Origin of the sequence: Ruminococcus sp. FMBCY1, from assembly GCF_023921805.1 — a bacterium.
Taxonomy (GTDB): Bacteria; Bacillota; Clostridia; order Oscillospirales; family Acutalibacteraceae; genus Ruminococcoides; species Ruminococcoides intestinale_A.
Map to the genome: position 1 here is coordinate 52033 of NZ_CP074197.1, position 18477 is coordinate 70509.

Sequence of the window (18477 nt, forward strand, 5' to 3'; positions counted from 1 at the left end):
TTTTTGAGGAAAAAAAGAGAAATACCACGGGTTCACCTTGACAAAAGAGTATGGTAAAATGAAAACGGTTACTGTCTGCGGAAAGCAGGAAAATATGAGTCGTTTATCATTGTCTGAAAGGATAGTTATTGAATGTGGAATTTACCAAAAATTAAGTTTAGGAAAGATAGCAAAAAAGATAGGAAAAACAACGGAATGTGTTTCAAGGGAAATCCGAGCAAATAGAACAATTGCACCGGGAGAGCATCATTGTGGAAAGGATTGTCACTATGCAGGAGAGTGCAAAACCAAAGGATTATGCGGAAAGGATGGATGCTCAAGGCGGTGTGTGACTTGCCGTGAATACGATTGCAGAGAACTTTGCACAAGATACAACAATACCCCTTGCGTTGTACTTTCCAAACCGCCGTATGTTTGCAATGTTTGTGTGCGGAGAAGAAAATGCAAAGCAGATAGAGCTTACTACAATGCTCAGCAAGCAGATGCAATGGCAAAGCGGAGATATTCCAACTCCAGAAGCAAGATACAAACCCGTGGTGAAGACCTTGAAAAACTTGATAAATTGGTTTCACCGTTAATTTTGAAAGGGCAACCACTGACACATATATGGTCGGAACACGGCGATGAACTTGGTATTTCACAAAGAACTCTTTACCGTTACATCGACCAAGGTGTTTTAAGCGTAGGAAACATTGACCTCAGACGAAAGGTGGCATACAAGCCAAGACGGAAGAAAAAAGAAGTGTCCGAAGGCTTTTTGAACCAAGAATTCCGAAAAAACCGAGGCTATGATGATTACCTGAAATATATGGAAAAACATCCCGATACACCCATAATTCAAATGGATACAGTAAAGGGATGTCGTGAACAAGGGAAACGCCTTTTGACACTGCATTTCTGTAACACCAATATGATGCTGATGTTTCTTATGCGTGACGGCAAAGCCGATACCGTAGTGGAACAATTTGATATGCTGACAGGCCTTTTAGGACTTGAAGAATTCCGCAAAGTCTTTCCTGTAATTCTCACCGATAACGGCAGCGAGTTCAAGCATACAAGAGATTTAGAAACTACCGAGGATGGTAAGAAGAGAACCAAGGTCTTTTACTGTGACCCTCAGGCATCCTGGCAAAAGCCACAGATTGAGAAGAACCACGAATTTATCCGTTACGTTCTGCCAAAGGACAAGACGTTAAATCCATACACGCAGGAAGATATGCTCCTTCTTGCCAACAATATTAACAGTATTCGCCGAGAATCTCTCGGCAACAAATCCCCTTATGAAGCCACCACCGACAAGAGCATACTTCGGTTGATGGGGCTGATGGGATTACATACCGTACCGGCAGACGAAGTGAACTTAACACCGGCACTGCTGAAACGGTAACTTTAAACAATTGCAGATGGTGACCGCAACATATTTTTAAGCTAAGGCAGGTTGCGTTCACTTTGACAAAACGAGATTTCAATCTGTCTGCTTTGCCATGCAAAAAAGACAGTGAGATATATTAAATTTCGGCTTTTTGAGGGTATATATCCTCTTAAAAGCTACATAAAACCGCTTATTTGGCTTTTTGTTGTGAAAAGGGTATATTTACCCTAACTTCACTTTGTCATTTAAGCGTAATATAATTTATTTACTACACCTGAAACGGGGGATAGATTTGCTTAGATTTGTACTCGGAAAAAGCGGTACAGGCAAAACGGAATACCTGTATAATACGCTTACAAAACTTGCGGAATCGGGAGAAAATCGCATAATTATGCTTATTCCCGATCAAAGTTCTTTTGAAACAGAAAAAGTGTTTCTCGACAGGCTCGGCGCAAAAAAGTGCCAGAATGTAAAAGTATTCGGTTTTTCACGCTTTTGCAGATATGTTTTTGATACGATTAATTTTGAACAGAAAAATGTTATCGATGACAGCACAAGAGCGGTAATTATGAGCCTTGCACTCGAACAGCTTGACACAAGCCTTGAAATGTTTGCAAACAGCAGCGGCAAAAAGAGTGTGATTGAGGCAATGCTTTCTGCACTTAAGGAATGTAAAAAGGCGAAGATTTCTACCGAGATGTTAAGAAATGTATCGGCTTTGGTTGATGATAAAACATTGAAAACCAAACTAAGGGAAACTGCGTTAATAATAGACACTTTTGACGCTATTGTTGAACAAAGTTATATAGACCCACTTGATAATCTTACAAGAGCAGTGGAAATTTTAAAAGAGAAAAATATTTTTGACGGTTTTACACTTGCTGTAGATTCTTTCAGCGGATTTTCAAAACAACAGCTTGAGGTGTTAAGACTGTTATTTATGCAGTGTGAAAGCGCTTTTGTTGCACTTACATTAAATCCTTTTGAAGATGAACAACAAAGCCTTTTCAGCACCACAAATGATACATATAAAAGTCTGAAAGCTATTGCAAAGGCAGAAAATATTGATATAAAATCGCCGATAAAACTTGAAGAAAATTTCAGAAATGAGAGTGAAGAACTAAAAATTCTTGAAAAGAATTTTTATCAAAACAAAAATAAAAAATATGAGTTAAAAACAAATGCAATAACTGCTTTTTCTGCCGATACCGTGTACGGAGAATGTGAGTTTGTTGCAAAACAGATTAAAAAACTCATTATCGAGCAAGGGTATTTGTATTCCGACATTGCCGTAATTTGCAGAGATATTGCACCGTATGTGGGTGTTTTGAATACTGTGTTTGACAAATACGAAATTCCGTATTTTATGGATATGAGCTACGATATTTATATTAAGCCCGTTATTCGATATGTATGCTCGATTTTCAATGCTGTTTTGAATGGTTGGCAAAAAGATGATTTACTCGCAATTTTAAAAACAGGACTCAGCAATAATTCCGATGAAGAAATATCAGCCTTTGAAAACTATGTTTATGTGTGGAATATTAACGGTTCTGCCTTCTTAAGACCATTCGAGAACAATCCTAACGGTTATTCAGACAAATTTACACAGTCTGATTTTGAACAACTGGGAATGGCTGAAAAAGTCAGAAAAAGTATTGCACATCCTTTGCAGGATTTTAAAGAAAATATTAAGGACAAGACAGGAAAAGAAATAACTGAATTACTCTATAACCTTTTATGCGAATTAAAAGTTACAGATGCTATTTCTAATATGTATGACAAACTTAAGGCAAACGGTGAAATTGCACAGGCAAAAGAGCAAATCAGACTGTGGAATTTGCTTATGGGCACTCTTGACCAAACCGTTGCGGTTGCAGGTGATTTAAAAATATCTTTGAAAAGGTATTTTGAGTTGTTGTCGCTAAGATTGTCGGCACTGCAAATCGCAGATATTCCCCGTACGGTTGACAGTGTATCGGTGGGTACGGCAACCCGTGTAAGACTTAATAATGAAAAAGCCGTTTTCCTTATAGGTTGTATTGACGGAGTATTTCCGGCAGTACCTTCCGCATCGGGACTTTTTTCTGCATACGAATTAAAAACGCTTATTGCCAATAATCTTCCTTTCGGAGATGAACCTGCCGAACTTGCGGATTTTGAAAATTATATGGCTTACAAATCCGCAACAGCGCCGTCGCAAAAACTTTTTGTTTCATTCTATAAAACCGACCTTACGGGCGGCACATATATGCAATCTTCAATTATAAATGAAATAATCGCTGTTTTTCCGAATATTTTATTGCACAGAGAAGAAGAGTATTGCTCGGTTGCGGACAGCACATGGGCTATATTGCCTGCGTTTGAGGAGTGTGCAAGAAATTTTAACAGTGACAGCAATGAAGAAAGAGCGTTAAAAAAATATTTTTCCGAAAACGAAATATTTAAAGATAAGTACAGTGCCGTTGCAAACGCAAGTAAAGCAAAGCCTTTTGTATTTGATGATAAAAGCAATGTAGGTCTTTTGTTTGGCAATGATTTAAACATATCCGCCTCGCAGGTTGAAAAATTCAGTTTATGCAGATTTTCATATTTTTGCAATTACGGTCTGAATGTTCGTGAACGCAGAAAAGCGGAGATAAATCCCCTTGAATACGGTACTTTTATTCATTATATTATGGAAGTATTTTTCAGCAAATACTCTAAAAACGAATTTTCAAATATGAGTGAAGATGAGATAAACAAGGAATGTGACAGTATTCTTGATGATTATGTCAATAAACATTTCGGCGGTTCACAAAAAAATACTCCCCGCTTTATGTACAGGTTCAATAAGATAAGAGAAAATGTACATTTTCTTGTTTTGCATATCATAGAAGAACTTAAGAACAGCGGGTTTGAACCCGTGGATTGTGAACTTAAAATAGACGGAGATATTCCGGGGTACGAAGTCGTTTTGCCTACGGGGCAGAAAATATTGTTAAGGGGCAGTGTTGACAGGGTAGATATTCTGAAAAAAGGCGAGGAAAATTATATCAGAATTATTGACTATAAAACAGGTTCAAAGGAATTTAAACTGTCTGATATTTTGTACGGACTTAATTTGCAAATGCTTATCTATCTTTACGCCATTACGCTTGGCGGTGAAGAGCGTTACGGTAAGGTTACTCCTGCAGGAATACTCTATATGCCTGCCACCGTAAAGCCGATTTCTGCCGATAATACCATAAGTGACGAGCAGATAAACGAGCAGGTTTCCAAGGGACTTAAAATGAACGGTATGCTGTTAAATTCTCTTGATGTTATTGATAATTCGGATGCCGCTTATATTTCATTCAATACAAAAAATGGAACGCTTACAGCGGGCGGAAGTCTTGCGAGCCTTGAAGAATTGGGTATGATTTTCAAAAAACTTGATATGACGGTTGCAAAAATGGGTACAACGCTTTATTCGGGCAATGTAGAGGCTTCTCCGCTTAAAGGCGGTAAAGATTCCTGCGAATATTGTCCGTATGACAGTATTTGTGCATATCATATGAGTGACTGCAGAAACAGTTTTTCACTTAAAAACGACGAGGTATGCAGAATACTTGAAGAAGAACAGGAAAACGGGGGTGAGGAGTAATGGCTGTTTTTACTGATGCGCAGACCGATGCGATAAATGCTCAAGGCGGCAGTGTGCTTGTATCTGCGGCTGCGGGTTCGGGCAAAACTACCGTACTTATCGAAAGAATTATAAGAATGATAACACGCAGAGAAAATCCCATAGATGTTGACCGATTGCTTATTGTAACTTTTACGAGAGCAGCGGCAAGCGAGATGAAAGAAAGACTTGCCAAAGCCATTAATTCGCTCCTTGAAAATGACCCGTACAATTCTTTGCTTTTGCGCCAGCGACAGCTTATGTACAATACAAGCATATGTACAATAGACAGCTTTTGCGGTTCTGTGGTAAGAGAGTATTTTCATATTCTCGGCGTGCAAAAGGATTTTCGCCTTGCCGATGAAAACGAAATAAAAGTAATCGGCAGTGAGGCGCTTGAAAGCGTACTTGAAGATTTTTACAGAGAAAATACCCCCGATTTTACGGCGCTTGTTGACGCTTTTGCAAATAAAAACGGTGACGATAATTTAAGGGCGGCGGTGCTGAAAATTTCTGATTTTCTTGCAACCCAACCGTTCGGCGAAAAGTGGCTTGACGATATGTTGTTAAAGTACAGTCCCGAAATTCCCGTTGAACAATCGCTTTTTGGCAAAATATTAATTAAATATGCAAGGTCTATGGTTGACCACTCGCTTTTGATTACGATTAATTCAATTAAATTGCTTGATGGGGACGAAAAACTCCGAGATGCAAATTTGCCGCTGCTGCTTGACGATAAAGCATATTTTGAAAAATTGTCGGAGCGTTTTGAGGACGGTTCGTGGGATGAAATAAAAAGATTTGCCGAAACTTTTGTGAAAGGCAGACTTAAAACTCCTAAAGGATATAAGGATGACCCGATAAAAAATTCGATAGCAAATTCCCGTGAGGATGTCAAGAAATCGGTTGAAAGTATTTGCAATATCTTTATGTGGAGCAGTGAAGAAATAAAAAACGAGATTGGTTATTTAAGCAAAACAGTTGCTGAGCTTTTTGAGGTAGTGAAAGCGTATTTAAGCAAATTTTCTGAAATGAAGTATGCAAAGAATATTCTTTCCTTTTCGGATGTAGAGCTTTTGACCGTAAAATTACTTGCCGAGCCTTGCGGTGACGGATATACAAAAACCGAGCAGGCAAAGGAAATTTCAAAGCGTTTTGACCAGATTATGGTCGATGAATTTCAGGATGTAAACGATGTTCAGGACCTTATCTTTAAATGCGTAAGTACGGACGAAAACAATATGTTTGTTGTCGGCGATGTAAAACAGAGCATTTACGGATTCAGACAGGCAAAGCCCGAAATTTTTATTGACCGCAAGGATAAATACAATAAATATGACCGAGAAAAAGAGATTTTCCCTGCGGCTATAATTCTTGATATGAATTTCAGAAGCCGCAAAGAGGTTTGTTCGGCAGTCAATTTTATCTTTAAAAATCTTATGACGAAAACTTCGGCAAAAATGGATTACGGTACTGACGAATATCTGAATGTCGGTGCGTCATATCCGCCGAGTGACGGCTGTAATTTTGAAGTTGACTATATTCAATATGAAAGTTCGGACGAAAGCGTAGAGAATGAGGCTGTATTTATAGCAAACAAAATTCTTAAAATGAGGGCAGAGGGATTTACCGTAGGCAAAGATAAAAAGCCTCTTGAATACGGTGATTGTGCAATTCTTTTGAGAAGTACAAAGAGTACGGCGACTGACTTTGTAAATATTTTAAACAGCCTTGGTGTGCCTGCAAGTTCAGAGATAAAAGAGAGCTTTTTTGATGCGAACGAAATAAAGGTTATGCTTAACTTTTTGCGCTGCATAGACAATCCGTCGCTTGATATTCCTTTGCTTTCTGTAATGTGCAGTCCTGTTTACAGCTTTACCGTTGACGAACTCGCAAAAATCAAAGGCAACAACAGGCATACTAATTTGTATTCGGCAGTTGCCGCTTACGCTAAAAATGACAGTCGCACAGCCGAATTTTTAAGGGAACTTAATTTGCTCAAAACATATTCCTGCACCTGTTCCGTTGATGAACTGTTGGACAGAATTTATGAGCTTACTTCTTTTTCTGCAGTCATTTCCGCAATTGACGGTTCAAAAGGCATAAAAAATCTTAATCTTTTAAGGGAATATGCCCGTGGCTTTGAGTCGGGCGGTTACAGGGGATTGTCGGCATTTATAACATATATGGATAAGCTGATTGAAAACGGTGCCGACCTTGAATCGTCATCGGGTGCAAACGGTGAAACCGAAAACACAGTAAAAGTAATCAGTATTCATAAATCTAAAGGTCTTGAGTATCCTGTCTGCTTTATTGCCTGTTCATCAAAAAAGTTTAATAAAACCGATTTGAGCGCAGATGTGCTTATTGACAGTAAGGCAGGTCTTGGCATAAGGAGAGTTGACGGATTTTGCAGATACAATACATTGCCGAGAATGGCGGTGGGAGTGGAAATATCGGAAAACGAAATTGCCGAGGAGATGCGTGTTCTTTATGTTGCGCTAACCCGTGCAAAAGAAAAGCTGATTGTAATATCATCGCAAAAAGACCCGAAAGATTATCTTGTAAAATTAAATTCAAAACTTGCAGGCGGTGTAATTGACCCGTATGCGGTTATGAAAGCAAGGTCAATAAGCGACTGGGTGAGTATGTGTGCGCTTGTTCATCCGCTGCATAACGAATTGAGAATGAAATTGCAAATAGGTGAATCGGATTTAATGGGCACGGCATCGGAAGATTTGCCGTGGCAGATTAATTTTATAAGTCCGTCTGATTTTGTAAGTGAAACAGATGAACGAAGTAATGATGCAAAAAATAATTCCGATAACGAAATATACGATAATTCCGTAATAGATTTATTAAAAGAGAGAACAGGTTTTGTATACAGAAATCAAGCTGTTCTAAAAATTCCTCAAAAAGTCAGTGCCTCTGAACTTGCCCATAATGAGGGCGACAGCTTTGATAAAATTTTTCTTAAACCTGCATTTATGTCTAAGGGGAATACATCGGCTGTTGAAAGAGGTACGGCTCATCATAAATTTTTGCAGTTTTGCAATTTTAAAGATGCTAAAAATGATTTGCAGGCAGAACTTGACCGACTTTTATCCGAAAATATTTTGACGCAAGAGCAGTTTGACGCCATTAATAAAGATGAAATTCAAAAATTCCTTGACGGCAGTCTTGCAAAGCGAATTACAGCTTCGCCGTTAATTATGCGCGAAGAACGCTTTACCGTAAATATCAAAGCAGGTATGCTCGACAGCACGCTTGAGGGCAATTCTGCCGACACAAGAGTGGTAATGCAGGGAGCTGTTGACCTTATTTTTAAAGAGGATAACGAACTTGTTGTGGTTGATTATAAAACTGACCGTGTTCGTGATATAAGCAGATTGAAAGAGCTTTATGCTAAGCAGTTAAATCTTTACAAACTTGCGGTAGAGGAGTTTACCGACTATAAGGTAAAAGAATGTATAATTTATTCAATTCACCTTAACGATTATATTTCGGTCGACTGCTAAATAGACAATTAACGGGAAATATGGTATTATTTTACAGGGTGATATTTTGAAACTGACAATACTCGGCACAGGGTGTGCCAGCGTAACCGACTGTTACAATACTTGCTTTGTGCTTTCGGATAACGGGCAGAATTTTATGGTTGACGGCGGTGGCGGAAATACGATTTTTAAACAGCTAAAGTCAGCGGGAATCAACTGGAAAAGCATAAGACATATTTTTATTACACACAAGCATATGGACCATTTATTTGGTATAATGTGGTTTGTACGAATGATTTGCCAACATATAAACCGCAATACATATGAGGGAGAGGCGTATATTTACGGTCATGACGAAGTAATAAAAATCATCGGAGAAATTGCAAATCTGCTTTTACTTAAGCGTGAGCTTGATTTAATAGGAGATAAACTTCATCTTGTAACCGTTGAGGACGGAGAAGAGCTTGATATAATAGGGCACAGAGTGCGTTTTTTTGATGTTAGGTCAATTAAGACAAAGCAGTTTGGTTTTACCATGTATTACGGCGACGGTAAAAAACTTACCTGTTGCGGTGACGAGCCGTTCCACGACTGCGAAAAAGAATATGTCTATGGCAGTGAATGGCTTTTACACGAGGCTTTTTGCCTGTATTCGCAGGCGGATATTTTTAAGCCGTATGAGAAAAACCATTCCACCGTTGCAGACGCCTGCAAACTCGCAGCAGAGTTAAAAATAAAAAATCTTATTTTATATCATACGGAGGATAAGAATTTGCAAAACAGAAAAACTTTGTACTATAACGAGGGCAGAGAGTATTTCAGCGGAAATCTGTATATTCCGAATGACCTTGAAGTGTTTGATATTTTGTAAAGTGTTGGTTTGGAATGAATTTTGAAAAACAGTAAACTTTTATAGTTGCTTTGCGAAGTATTCTGCTAAACAATAATTTCAAAAAACTTTTAACTAAAAAGACATTTAAAATCAAAGCAAAAATAACGGCTGCTGCAAATTTTGCAACAGCCGATTTTGTTATCAGTTAGCTTTTTGTGGGAGTTTTACTCGTGACATTATCTTACCGCAGGCAAGAATAAGTAAAATTTCAGGAATACATTTAACAGCCTGACTGATAAGTCTTGCTGAAAGGTAAATGAAATATGACTTGCCCGAAGAAGTGCCATACAAGAAGAAGAGCCAATATGCGGAAAGGAAGATTTCAACAGCAATGCAGTTGATAACCCAAGCAATGACTACCTTTGGAACAGTTACTTCGTTCTTATAGAGAAATAAACCGTAAATAAGGCCTGTAAGAATACCGTTGATTGTAAAACCGGGGAAGTAAGCACCGCCTGTCGGATTCATAATGAATGAAAGAACATCACCAAGCATACCGACAATCATAGCAGGTACAGGGCCAAACATCGAGCCTGTAATTGCTATCGGCAAAAATGCACCGCTTAATTTTACATTGTTGCCAAAGAAAGGCAAGGTGCTGTTGCCGATGAATCCGAGGATGATTCTAAGAGCAAGCAGCATTGCAATCATGGCAAGTGACTTAACTGACTTTAGTTCTGTAAAAGAATTATAGAACTTTTTAGAAATTGACATATATTTTCCTCCTAAAGATTTTTTCGGTGTTGCTTTAGGAGAAAAATAAAAGCGGACAGAAATTCTGCCCGCTATCAGTCCCAAAGTAACAGCGGGATGCGAAACTTGTACCGCAGGATACCCTTTCGTTTTTGTGGCAACTCCCCGTCCACAAAACACTTTACGCACAAATTTCTACTCTGTTAAGCAAAAATGCTTACGAAGTACATTATATCACTATGTCGAAAAAAGTCAAGCCTTTTCAGCTTTTGAATTACGCTTTTTTGTAAAAGCCGTATTCATACGAACAATCATATTTGAAAGCGGCTTGTAAATAATCATAGCTATAACTGCATCAACTATACCTTTAAATAAGGTAAAAGGCACATTAAAGATGATTAAAGATTTGAGCAATGTGTCTGAAGACGGAAGAAGTAATTTGTACATATTTACAATTACATTCATATCACCGCCTGCCCATAACTCGGCATAAACAGGATAAACTATAAAGTAGTTTGTAACTACGCTTAATACAGCCATTGCAAATGCACCTGCTACGCAACCGATTAAAGCGCCTTTTTTAGTTTTGTTATACTGATAAATAATGCCTGCAACAAACACAAAAATAGCACCGAGTATAAAGTTTGAAAATTCGCCGACAAACATTGAACTTGATACAGGTAAATGAATAAGATTTTTAAGCAGGCAAATAATTATGCCGTACTGCGGGCCCAACACAAATGCGCCGATGAGTTCGGGCAGATCCGAAAAATCAAGTTTTAAGAATGACGGTACAAGCGGAATAGGAACTTCAATGTACTGAAGTGCAATGGCAACGGCAGTTAAAAGTGCCGTTACGGTGATTTTGGTTGTCATAATTTTTTGACTGTTTTGTGCTGTTCTCATAGAACACACTCCTTAGAAATAAATTCAGATGTCCCGAGAAAATAAAAATCCCCGCTACTGCCGTAACGGGGAAATTTTCTGCACAAAAGGTTCAACAAAGCTAAAGGCAATGTTGATTGTTTGCGTTTCTTCTTTCATCCGGACTATACCGTCGGTGTCTGAATTTCACAGACTCGGCAAGCAAATTGCTTGTTCGTGGACTTTTACCACCGGTGGAGAATTTCACTCCGCCCCGAAGACAACTGTTAATTATATTATAATCCTTATGTTTGATTTGTCAATATGAAATAAGATTTGTTTATGTAATGCACAATTTATGAAACAATCATTTATTATATTAATTTATATTGACAATGAATTATTTATACCTTAAAATAAAATTAACATATTGTGAGGTGAGTGTATGAAAAAATTTCTGATTTTTTTAATTTCAACTCTTATTATACTTGGCGGCTGTCAGAGTAACAAGGTTAATAATGATGTATATTTTGATAAAATTGCAAGTGTTTTTTGGCTAAAACCTGATGAAAATGAAGTCAATTTTAATAAAGAAGATTCAGAGAAAATACTTGATATTCTCTCTAAAGCCGAGTTGTCATCGGATAACGAAGAAAGGGACGGCGGGTTATGGCTTAAGGCATATACTGATGATAACGAAAAATACAGTATTACGATATGCAGTTATAAAAATATCAGTTTTAGTTTTGATTCGGAGCACAAGTACAAAATATCCGAAAGCGATTACGATACTATAAACAATTTAATAGATTTATACAGGTAATATTAAAGCCAATTAATCAATATGCGATTAATTGGCTTTTGTTATTAATTATTTATGCCTTTTAAGAGTTCTTAAAAACTTTTTTTCATCATCTGTAACCCGTCTGCTTTCAATGCACTTTTGAATAGCTTTATTAAAAGTAGCGTCATTAAGGTTATTGTTCAGAAAATATTTATGAGTTTTTTCTTTTTGCTTTGCATATGCTGTTGCAAGCATCCATGCTTGCGCCATTAAAATATAATATTTATCACTGTTTACGCTGTCACAACGAGCAAGCACATCGTCTATAAATTCACTCTCAAGGTAATAATTAAGCATAATTACAAATGCAAAGCGAATGTACCACTCATTTTTGCTTTCTAAGTAATTTGAAAGGAAGTCAAAAAATTCCTTTTTATATTTATTGACCTCCTTAAGTCCCGCACAAAAGCCGTCACAAACTGCCCAATTATTTATTTTGGGGACAAAAGCATTTACAAGAGAAACAAAATCGTCAAAACTTTCGGTTTTTATCAGTCCCATAACAAGGGCGGAGATAATACGCTGCTCATAATATTCTGTTTGAGAAATATCAAGAAATTCCCGTGCATTGCCTTTTGAAATTTCTTTTGCAATTTTGCGCATAATCGGCATACGAATTCCAATAATGCTGTTGCTTTCGGTATCGGGAACAAGCGAAGAATGAAAATCTCTGTATTTTAAATCTGCATTGCTTTTAAGGTACTCGGTAAGATTATCGTAGTCATCCGCTGACCAATTGTCAAGTGTAAACATCAGCGTTCCTCCGGTTTCAGGGTATTCTGAATTACCTTGCGTCTTACCTTTTCAATCTTTTCTTTTGCATTACTGTTTTTTATGCTTTTCTGCCATGACGGAATCTGAATTAAGCCGACTATTGTGCCTATTCCGTATGCAATATGGAGCATAGGGAAGATGAACGGCAAAAGTACAAACTGCGGCTGAACATTTTTCATTGTACAGCAACCGACTGTATTTACAATGTCAAACATTCCGTAAACTGCAAGCAAAACATATAAAAACAGCGGAAGTCCGAGAAATGCGAGGATAGAACAGGACAGCAATGCCATTACGAAAAGAAACGGAGCAAAATGAAAATAGGAAAGACAACCCGGACATTCCGATAGGGTAAGTCCTATCCACCTGCCGTTTGAATATTTTTGATGAACCATATATTTAAGGTTGTTTCTTGCGTGCTGATATGACACGATGTCAGGGCAACAGCACATCTTATAGCCTGCTTTTCTTATGCGGTAGTGAAACTCATTATCCTCTGTTCTTCCGAGATTTTCGTTAAAACCGCCGACTTTTGCGATTACTTCTCGTCTGTAAGCAGCGTGAAAAAGGCTGTCGAGGTATTCTTTTTGTGCAGACGGTCTGCGATATGAGGCTACCGAACTGCCGAAAAGCGAGTCTTCGGCAGCAAGTAAAGTGAGTTTCCATGAAGAGATGTCGGATGTAATGTTTGGTCTGCCGCCGCCGACTACATTCTCACCGTCTTCAAGATTCATAATATTTCGTGATACAAAATCTTTTGGAATACGGGCATGGGCGTCAACTCTTATTATTACATCGCCACGGGCAGTCATCAAAGCGGCATTCCATGAACTCGCCTGATTTTTTTTCATACACTGTACAATGGAAATATTGCGGAATCCGTAACCGGTTTCTTTGAATTTTTCCATCATTTCATAGGTTTTGTCGGTGGACATACTGTCAACAAATACAACCTCTATTTTGTTGTGAGGATAGTCCTGTAAAGAAATATCCTTAAAAAGTCCGCTAAGAGCGTCCGCCTCGTTGTAGGCTATCATACACAGAGAAACTATCATAGTTAATTCCTGCCTTTTTCAATTGATATAAGCCACTTTGCAGAGGTAGCAAAGGAAGTTGAAATATAAGGTAATACATAAAATGCCGGAACCACAAAAAAGCAAAGTGCAATCCAGCCGGCAAAACCGAAATACAATTTCATTGTGTTGCCAAAGTTTTTAACAAACATTTTTACGCCTTTGCCAAAGCAACAAAATACATTTGAATTTGAATCGTCAATAAATAAAAACATAGCATAATTTATGAAGAACAAATAAACAAATGAAATCAAAAGTACCGATACAGCGCCGAATACAATATTTAATACGGCAGTTATAAGCGTAGTAAGAGCGGTATTGCTTGTTTTAAGCGAATCTGTAATCATAGTTACAAGGTAACCGAAGTCAAATGCGAAAAACGCCAAAGACAGAATTACAACAAAAATAAGATTAAGCAAGATAGTCTTAAAATACAATTTAGGTGATTTAAAAAAGCTGAATATTTCCCAAAAGCTCGGTATTTCATTGTGAGCAACAGTATAAACAGATTTAAAAAATCCGTTTATAAGAGGTGTTAAAAAGAACATTACAACCAAATCTATTATGCTTATAAGAGTAAAAGTAAATTCTTTTCCCGATTTTGCCATACCTGTGGCAGTATCAAGTGACTTTGTAATTAACTGAACTATACTTCCCATACTGTATATTGCAATCATTACGGCAGATATTGTAAGAACCATTGCAATCAGAATTATCCATGAGCCTTTTAAGGAGGTCAGCGCCTGATTTTTTATAAGTTTTTCTTTATTCATAAAAAAATCCTTTGTTAATTAAAGTGTGTCTATACAACAATATAATTTATTAATTTTCGTTGTCAGAAATACCGCAGTACATTCTGTACATTGCCTCAAGGCAGATTTGTGCGTGGGTAAAGAATTTTTCTTTATCAATGCTTTCGTCTGCATTGTGCATATTAACCTCATCATCTTTAAAAGCAGGGCCAAATGCAAGACCTTTACCGCCGAGTTTTCTTGCGTAAGTTCCGCCGCCTGTGGTGTAAAGTTCGGGTTCTTCGCCTGTTACTGCTTTATATGCGCCCGAAAGGAGCTTAACAAGCTCACTGTCCTTTTCAATGTAAAGAGGTTTTTCGTGGTTAAGTACCTTAACATCTAATTTATTATGTTTAGCTGCATATCTGAACTGTCTGTAAACACTGCCGCCTGTAATTGAAACGGGATAGCGAATGTCGAATGCGGCTCTTGCCTCATTACCCTCAATATGAATATAACCGAGGTTTACGGTAAGGTCACCGGAAATACTGCAATGAGTTTTAAGTCCGAGGGAACAACCGTCGGTTTCGTTTCCGAGGGCAATATCAATAAAGTCACAAATCGTACCGATTTCGGTTGATGTATATGCCTTTGCAAGAAGTTCAACAAGCGCTGCTGCGGCATTAAATCCTTTATGCGGTTCGCAGGCATGAGCGGCTTTACCGCGGCTGATTACCATAAGACCGTCAATTGTTGAGTTGAATTCAAAATTACCCTCTGTCTTTTTTGAAAGTTCAAGAAGATTTTGCTCATCATAGTTTGAAGAATCAAGCAATGCATAGGCAATATCGGGTACGGCGTTTATTGCTTTTCCCGAATGTAGCTGTGAAAGTACGGTTGCGAGGTTTCCTTTTGTGCTTACTTCAATCTGTAAAATACCTTTTTCGGCATAGCAAATACCGTAATCGCTGTCGGGAGTGAAAGAAAGGTCGGGAACAGGCATTTTTTCAAAATAGCCGTCAATATCTTCCATACCGCATTCTTCGCTTGTACCGTAAATGGCACGGAGAGTATTTACACCGTCAATACCCTCTTCTTTTAAAGCTCTAAGACAGTACAATGTAACGAGTGCGGCACCTTTGTCATCGGCTATTCCTCTGCCGTAAAGTCTGCCGTCCTTTTCTGTCAGAGAATAGGGGAGTACGCTCCAATTATTGCCTGCGGGTACAACATCAAGATGGCTTAAAACACCGCAAAGTTTACCCTTGCTGCCAAGCTGAATGTGCATACTTTCGTCGGTAACCTGTTCGCCTGTAAGACCAAAGTCATTTGCTCTCTTGAGCATAAAATTTATTGCATTCTGACATTCTTCGGGCTTTTCGTTTGCAACCGATTCAAAGCCTATGAGCGTGTTGAGATCTGCAAGAAGTTCGTCTTTATATTTTAATATTTTGTCACCAAACATCATTTTAAAATCCTCCGAATGTAATTATTTCCTCTTTTTTATTAATCTGAATATAATTATTGATAAAATGTAAACAGCAAATGCTGCGGCTGAAAGTACAGAAATAAGAATACCTGTGGAAAGTCCCGGAGTTTCGTAAACAAACTCAATACTGCATTTTGTATTTTCGGGAATATAAACAGCCATAAGTCCGTTATTTACTTTTTCTATATCTGTTTTGTTACCGTTTACATATGCCGTAAAACCGTCACTGTAAGGAACGCTGAAGAAAAGTAAATTTTCGTTGCCGTCCGTATTATCAAACTCGGCAGTAAAGCCGTTATTAGTGTATTTAAATTCCGAACAAGAATTATCGGCGTGGCTTTTACAAATCTTTGTATAGGTGTCTTTATCGTAAGAATAATCGTTAACCTTACTTGTAAATTTTTCGGGTGTTTTACTGTACAAATATTTATAATCTTTATCGGAATATCCTGTAACAGAGGCATATTTTTGCATCTGCTCACGGCTTAAAACCATTGAGTACAGAATAGCCTCGGTTTTGTGAGAATTTGTAATAAGGTCAAATTCTTCGTTTGTAATGAAAGAATCATAGGTAAAGCCCATCGGAATGTAGCAGGTGTTTTCGTAAATTCTGAAACCGTTTTCCGCTTTTAAGAATTTCCAGTAAGGCATTTTTGTTTTGCCGTCTTTTTCTGTAAATGACTTTGAAATATCGGCATCGTCACCCATATAATCAAAAAGATATTTACAGCTTAATAAAGAGCGTATGCCGTACATATTTGTTTCGGGGCGTGAGGCAACATCTCTGGTCATTCCGAGAGAATCGTAGAACTCCATAATTGAAGGTGAAACCGAACTTTGGAAACAATTGATGGATTTAATCCGCCAAAACATTGCCGTGTTATCGGGACATTCGTAAAAATCACTTCTTACGCTGTCATCGTCAAGGTCTTCGATATGAATAGTGTCACGCTTGTTTATTATATTTTCTTTTATCGGCTTTATGGTAGAACTGTATGCGGTTCCTGAGCCGATAATAAATCCGCTTGTGAGCAGAATTGTAAAGCAAAGTGTGATGGTTGTTGTAATATAAAATGCTTTTGTATGGAAACCGAATTTTTTAAATATAAGCACAAATCCTAAAATGCAAACAACTGCAATGAGTGCGTATATCCAAAATCTTCGTGTGTCGCCCGCAATACCGATTGACCATTCATCTGTTTCGACATCGTTTGTTGTAACGGTGGTAATTTTGGGCATAAATCCTATAAGAACCGTCATAGCAAGGGTGATTCCCGTTGACCATCTTACAGCCCTGCCCCAATCGGACTGATGACTTTCAAATGCACGGATTGTGGCAAGTGTGAGCATCAGTACAAGCATATAGTACCATCTTGCATAGTAAATTGAGCTGTTGAGCATTTGGAAAGCGGAGTTTAAAACAGGGACAAATGCCATAATTATAAGCAGACTGATTATTTTCTTTATCCAGTCACGCTTTTTTAATTGCAGATAAGCAATTGCTCCCGTCATACCGACAAGCGGCAGCCAACCTGCGACAGAAGCCCATTTACAGTTTGAATCGGGCGTAAATGTCGGGAATGCAGGCATATCGGCAGGGAAGAAAAAGCTTGCAATCGACAGCCAGTACCGTTGCGGACTGCTGTGAACAAGTGCGTCCCAACCGTTTGGCAGAGTGTTGAGTCGAGGATTGCCCATAATGCCGAGAACCGACGGCAAAAGTATGAAAGCAGACGCAAGAAAACCTGTTAAAACCTCTACCGCAAGAAGTAAAAATTCTTTTATAGAAAATTTATATGTTTTTGTAAACACAAGCATAAGGAAGTAGATAATCACAAACAGAACTTGTCCCGTAAAGAAGTAGTAATTAACTACGCAGGCGCAGAACACTGCCGGAGCAAAAATGCCACGCTTTTTATCAAATAAAAATGAATCCAATGCCGCAAGCAGTAACGGAAACATTATCATAGGTTCATGAAAATGGAAAAAGAATATATTATAAATCGAAAAACCCGAGAATGCATACAGAAGTCCGCCGATAACGGCAAATTGCCCATGTCTTACATATCTTTTCAAATAAAGATATGCCGAAAGCGAGGCGAGCGATAATTTCAGAATTAACAACGGGCCTATAAGATAGGGAACAGCCTCACTCGGAAACGGAATTGTCAGCCAAAAGAACGGACTGCCCAACAGATAAAAGCTGTAACTTGAAATTAAATCGGAACCTAAGTCCGTAGTTGTATTCCACCCGAGATTACCGCTTTTTATCGCATCGTGTACCATTTGGTAAAACGGAATTTCCTGTACATTAAAGTCGCCGTAGTAATAAAACACTCCGCCGTCAAAAATAATAAACGGAATAATAAGCACACAGGCAGTTACCAAAGCTATCAAAAAAGCCTGTAATCCAAAGTGATGATTTTTATTTGTGTGTCTTTCAAGTTGCCTGCCCATATTATCCTCCATAAAGGGTTAATATTAAAATCAAAATTCTTTACAAAGCCTTTAAATACGGCTATAATTATATTAAAATTTATACTTAATATTTATTATACCACATTGTATGGCAATTTGCACTATATTTTTGGAAAAAACAGGAGAA

The 18477-nt window shown here is 38.0% G+C and carries 12 protein-coding genes and 2 riboswitches; of the genes, 5 read left to right on the plus strand and 7 right to left on the minus strand.

The window, feature by feature from the left end; all coding sequences use genetic code 11:
* Positions 1 to 58 precede the first annotated feature (58 nt).
* The 4 genes from KGF34_RS00265 (at position 59) to KGF34_RS00280 (ending at position 9383) form a co-directional block, all read left to right on the plus strand.
* Complete coding sequence (locus KGF34_RS00265; protein ID WP_252559398.1) at positions 59 to 1387, plus strand: IS30 family transposase; 1329 nt, start codon at positions 59 to 61, stop codon at positions 1385 to 1387.
* A 277-nt stretch (positions 1388 to 1664) separates the two neighbouring features.
* Positions 1665 to 4997: a PD-(D/E)XK nuclease family protein gene (locus KGF34_RS00270; protein ID WP_252559401.1), complete on the plus strand. Its 3333-nt coding sequence runs from the start codon at positions 1665 to 1667 to the stop codon at positions 4995 to 4997.
* A complete protein-coding gene (gene addA / locus KGF34_RS00275; RefSeq protein ID WP_252559403.1) occupies positions 4997 to 8533 on the plus strand; it encodes a helicase-exonuclease AddAB subunit AddA in 3537 nt (1178 codons plus the stop codon). The genes KGF34_RS00270 and addA overlap by 1 nt, the downstream gene beginning before the upstream one ends.
* 46 nt (positions 8534 to 8579) lie before the next feature.
* Positions 8580 to 9383, plus strand: a complete 804-nt coding sequence (locus KGF34_RS00280) for an MBL fold metallo-hydrolase (RefSeq protein ID WP_252559405.1) — start codon at positions 8580 to 8582, stop codon at positions 9381 to 9383.
* Between the two features lie 162 nt (positions 9384 to 9545).
* Here the strand turns inward: KGF34_RS00280 and KGF34_RS00285 are convergent, their stop codons facing one another.
* On the minus strand, positions 9546 to 10118 hold the full coding sequence (locus KGF34_RS00285; protein ID WP_252559407.1) for a folate family ECF transporter S component: 573 nt from the start codon (positions 10116 to 10118) through the stop codon (positions 9546 to 9548).
* Between the two features lie 87 nt (positions 10119 to 10205).
* Positions 10206 to 10302, minus strand: a riboswitch (THF riboswitch).
* 47 nt (positions 10303 to 10349) lie between these two features.
* A complete protein-coding gene (locus KGF34_RS00290; protein ID WP_243240593.1) occupies positions 10350 to 11003 on the minus strand; it encodes an ECF transporter S component in 654 nt (217 codons plus the stop codon).
* 122 nt (positions 11004 to 11125) lie between these two features.
* Positions 11126 to 11247, minus strand: a riboswitch (FMN riboswitch).
* Between the two features lie 159 nt (positions 11248 to 11406).
* Between KGF34_RS00290 and KGF34_RS00295 the strand changes: the two genes are divergently transcribed.
* Positions 11407 to 11784 carry a hypothetical protein gene (locus tag KGF34_RS00295; protein WP_252559410.1) on the plus strand — a complete coding sequence of 126 codons (378 nt, stop codon included), beginning with the start codon at positions 11407 to 11409 and terminating at the stop codon, positions 11782 to 11784.
* Positions 11785 to 11832: 48 nt separating this feature from the next.
* Here the strand turns inward: KGF34_RS00295 and KGF34_RS00300 are convergent, their stop codons facing one another.
* The 5 genes from KGF34_RS00300 to KGF34_RS00320 are packed head-to-tail and all read right to left on the minus strand — an operon-like array spanning position 11833 to position 18329.
* Entirely contained in the window at positions 11833 to 12558 is a 726-nt protein-coding gene (locus tag KGF34_RS00300; protein ID WP_252559413.1) for a DNA alkylation repair protein, read from the minus strand.
* Positions 12558 to 13634 (minus strand): glycosyltransferase family 2 protein, encoded by a 1077-nt coding sequence (locus KGF34_RS00305; protein ID WP_252559415.1) that lies wholly within the window; start codon positions 13632 to 13634, stop codon positions 12558 to 12560. Before KGF34_RS00305 ends, KGF34_RS00300 begins: the two co-directional genes overlap by 1 nt.
* 2 nt (positions 13635 to 13636) lie before the next feature.
* Complete coding sequence (locus tag KGF34_RS00310) at positions 13637 to 14425, minus strand: hypothetical protein (protein ID WP_195410568.1); 789 nt, start codon at positions 14423 to 14425, stop codon at positions 13637 to 13639.
* A 49-nt stretch (positions 14426 to 14474) separates the two neighbouring features.
* Positions 14475 to 15851 carry a Sapep family Mn(2+)-dependent dipeptidase gene (locus KGF34_RS00315; RefSeq protein WP_252559417.1) on the minus strand — a complete coding sequence of 459 codons (1377 nt, stop codon included), beginning with the start codon at positions 15849 to 15851 and terminating at the stop codon, positions 14475 to 14477.
* Positions 15852 to 15872: 21 nt separating this feature from the next.
* Positions 15873 to 18329 (minus strand): YfhO family protein, encoded by a 2457-nt coding sequence (locus KGF34_RS00320; protein WP_252559420.1) that lies wholly within the window; start codon positions 18327 to 18329, stop codon positions 15873 to 15875.
* Positions 18330 to 18477: the final 148 nt, after the last annotated feature.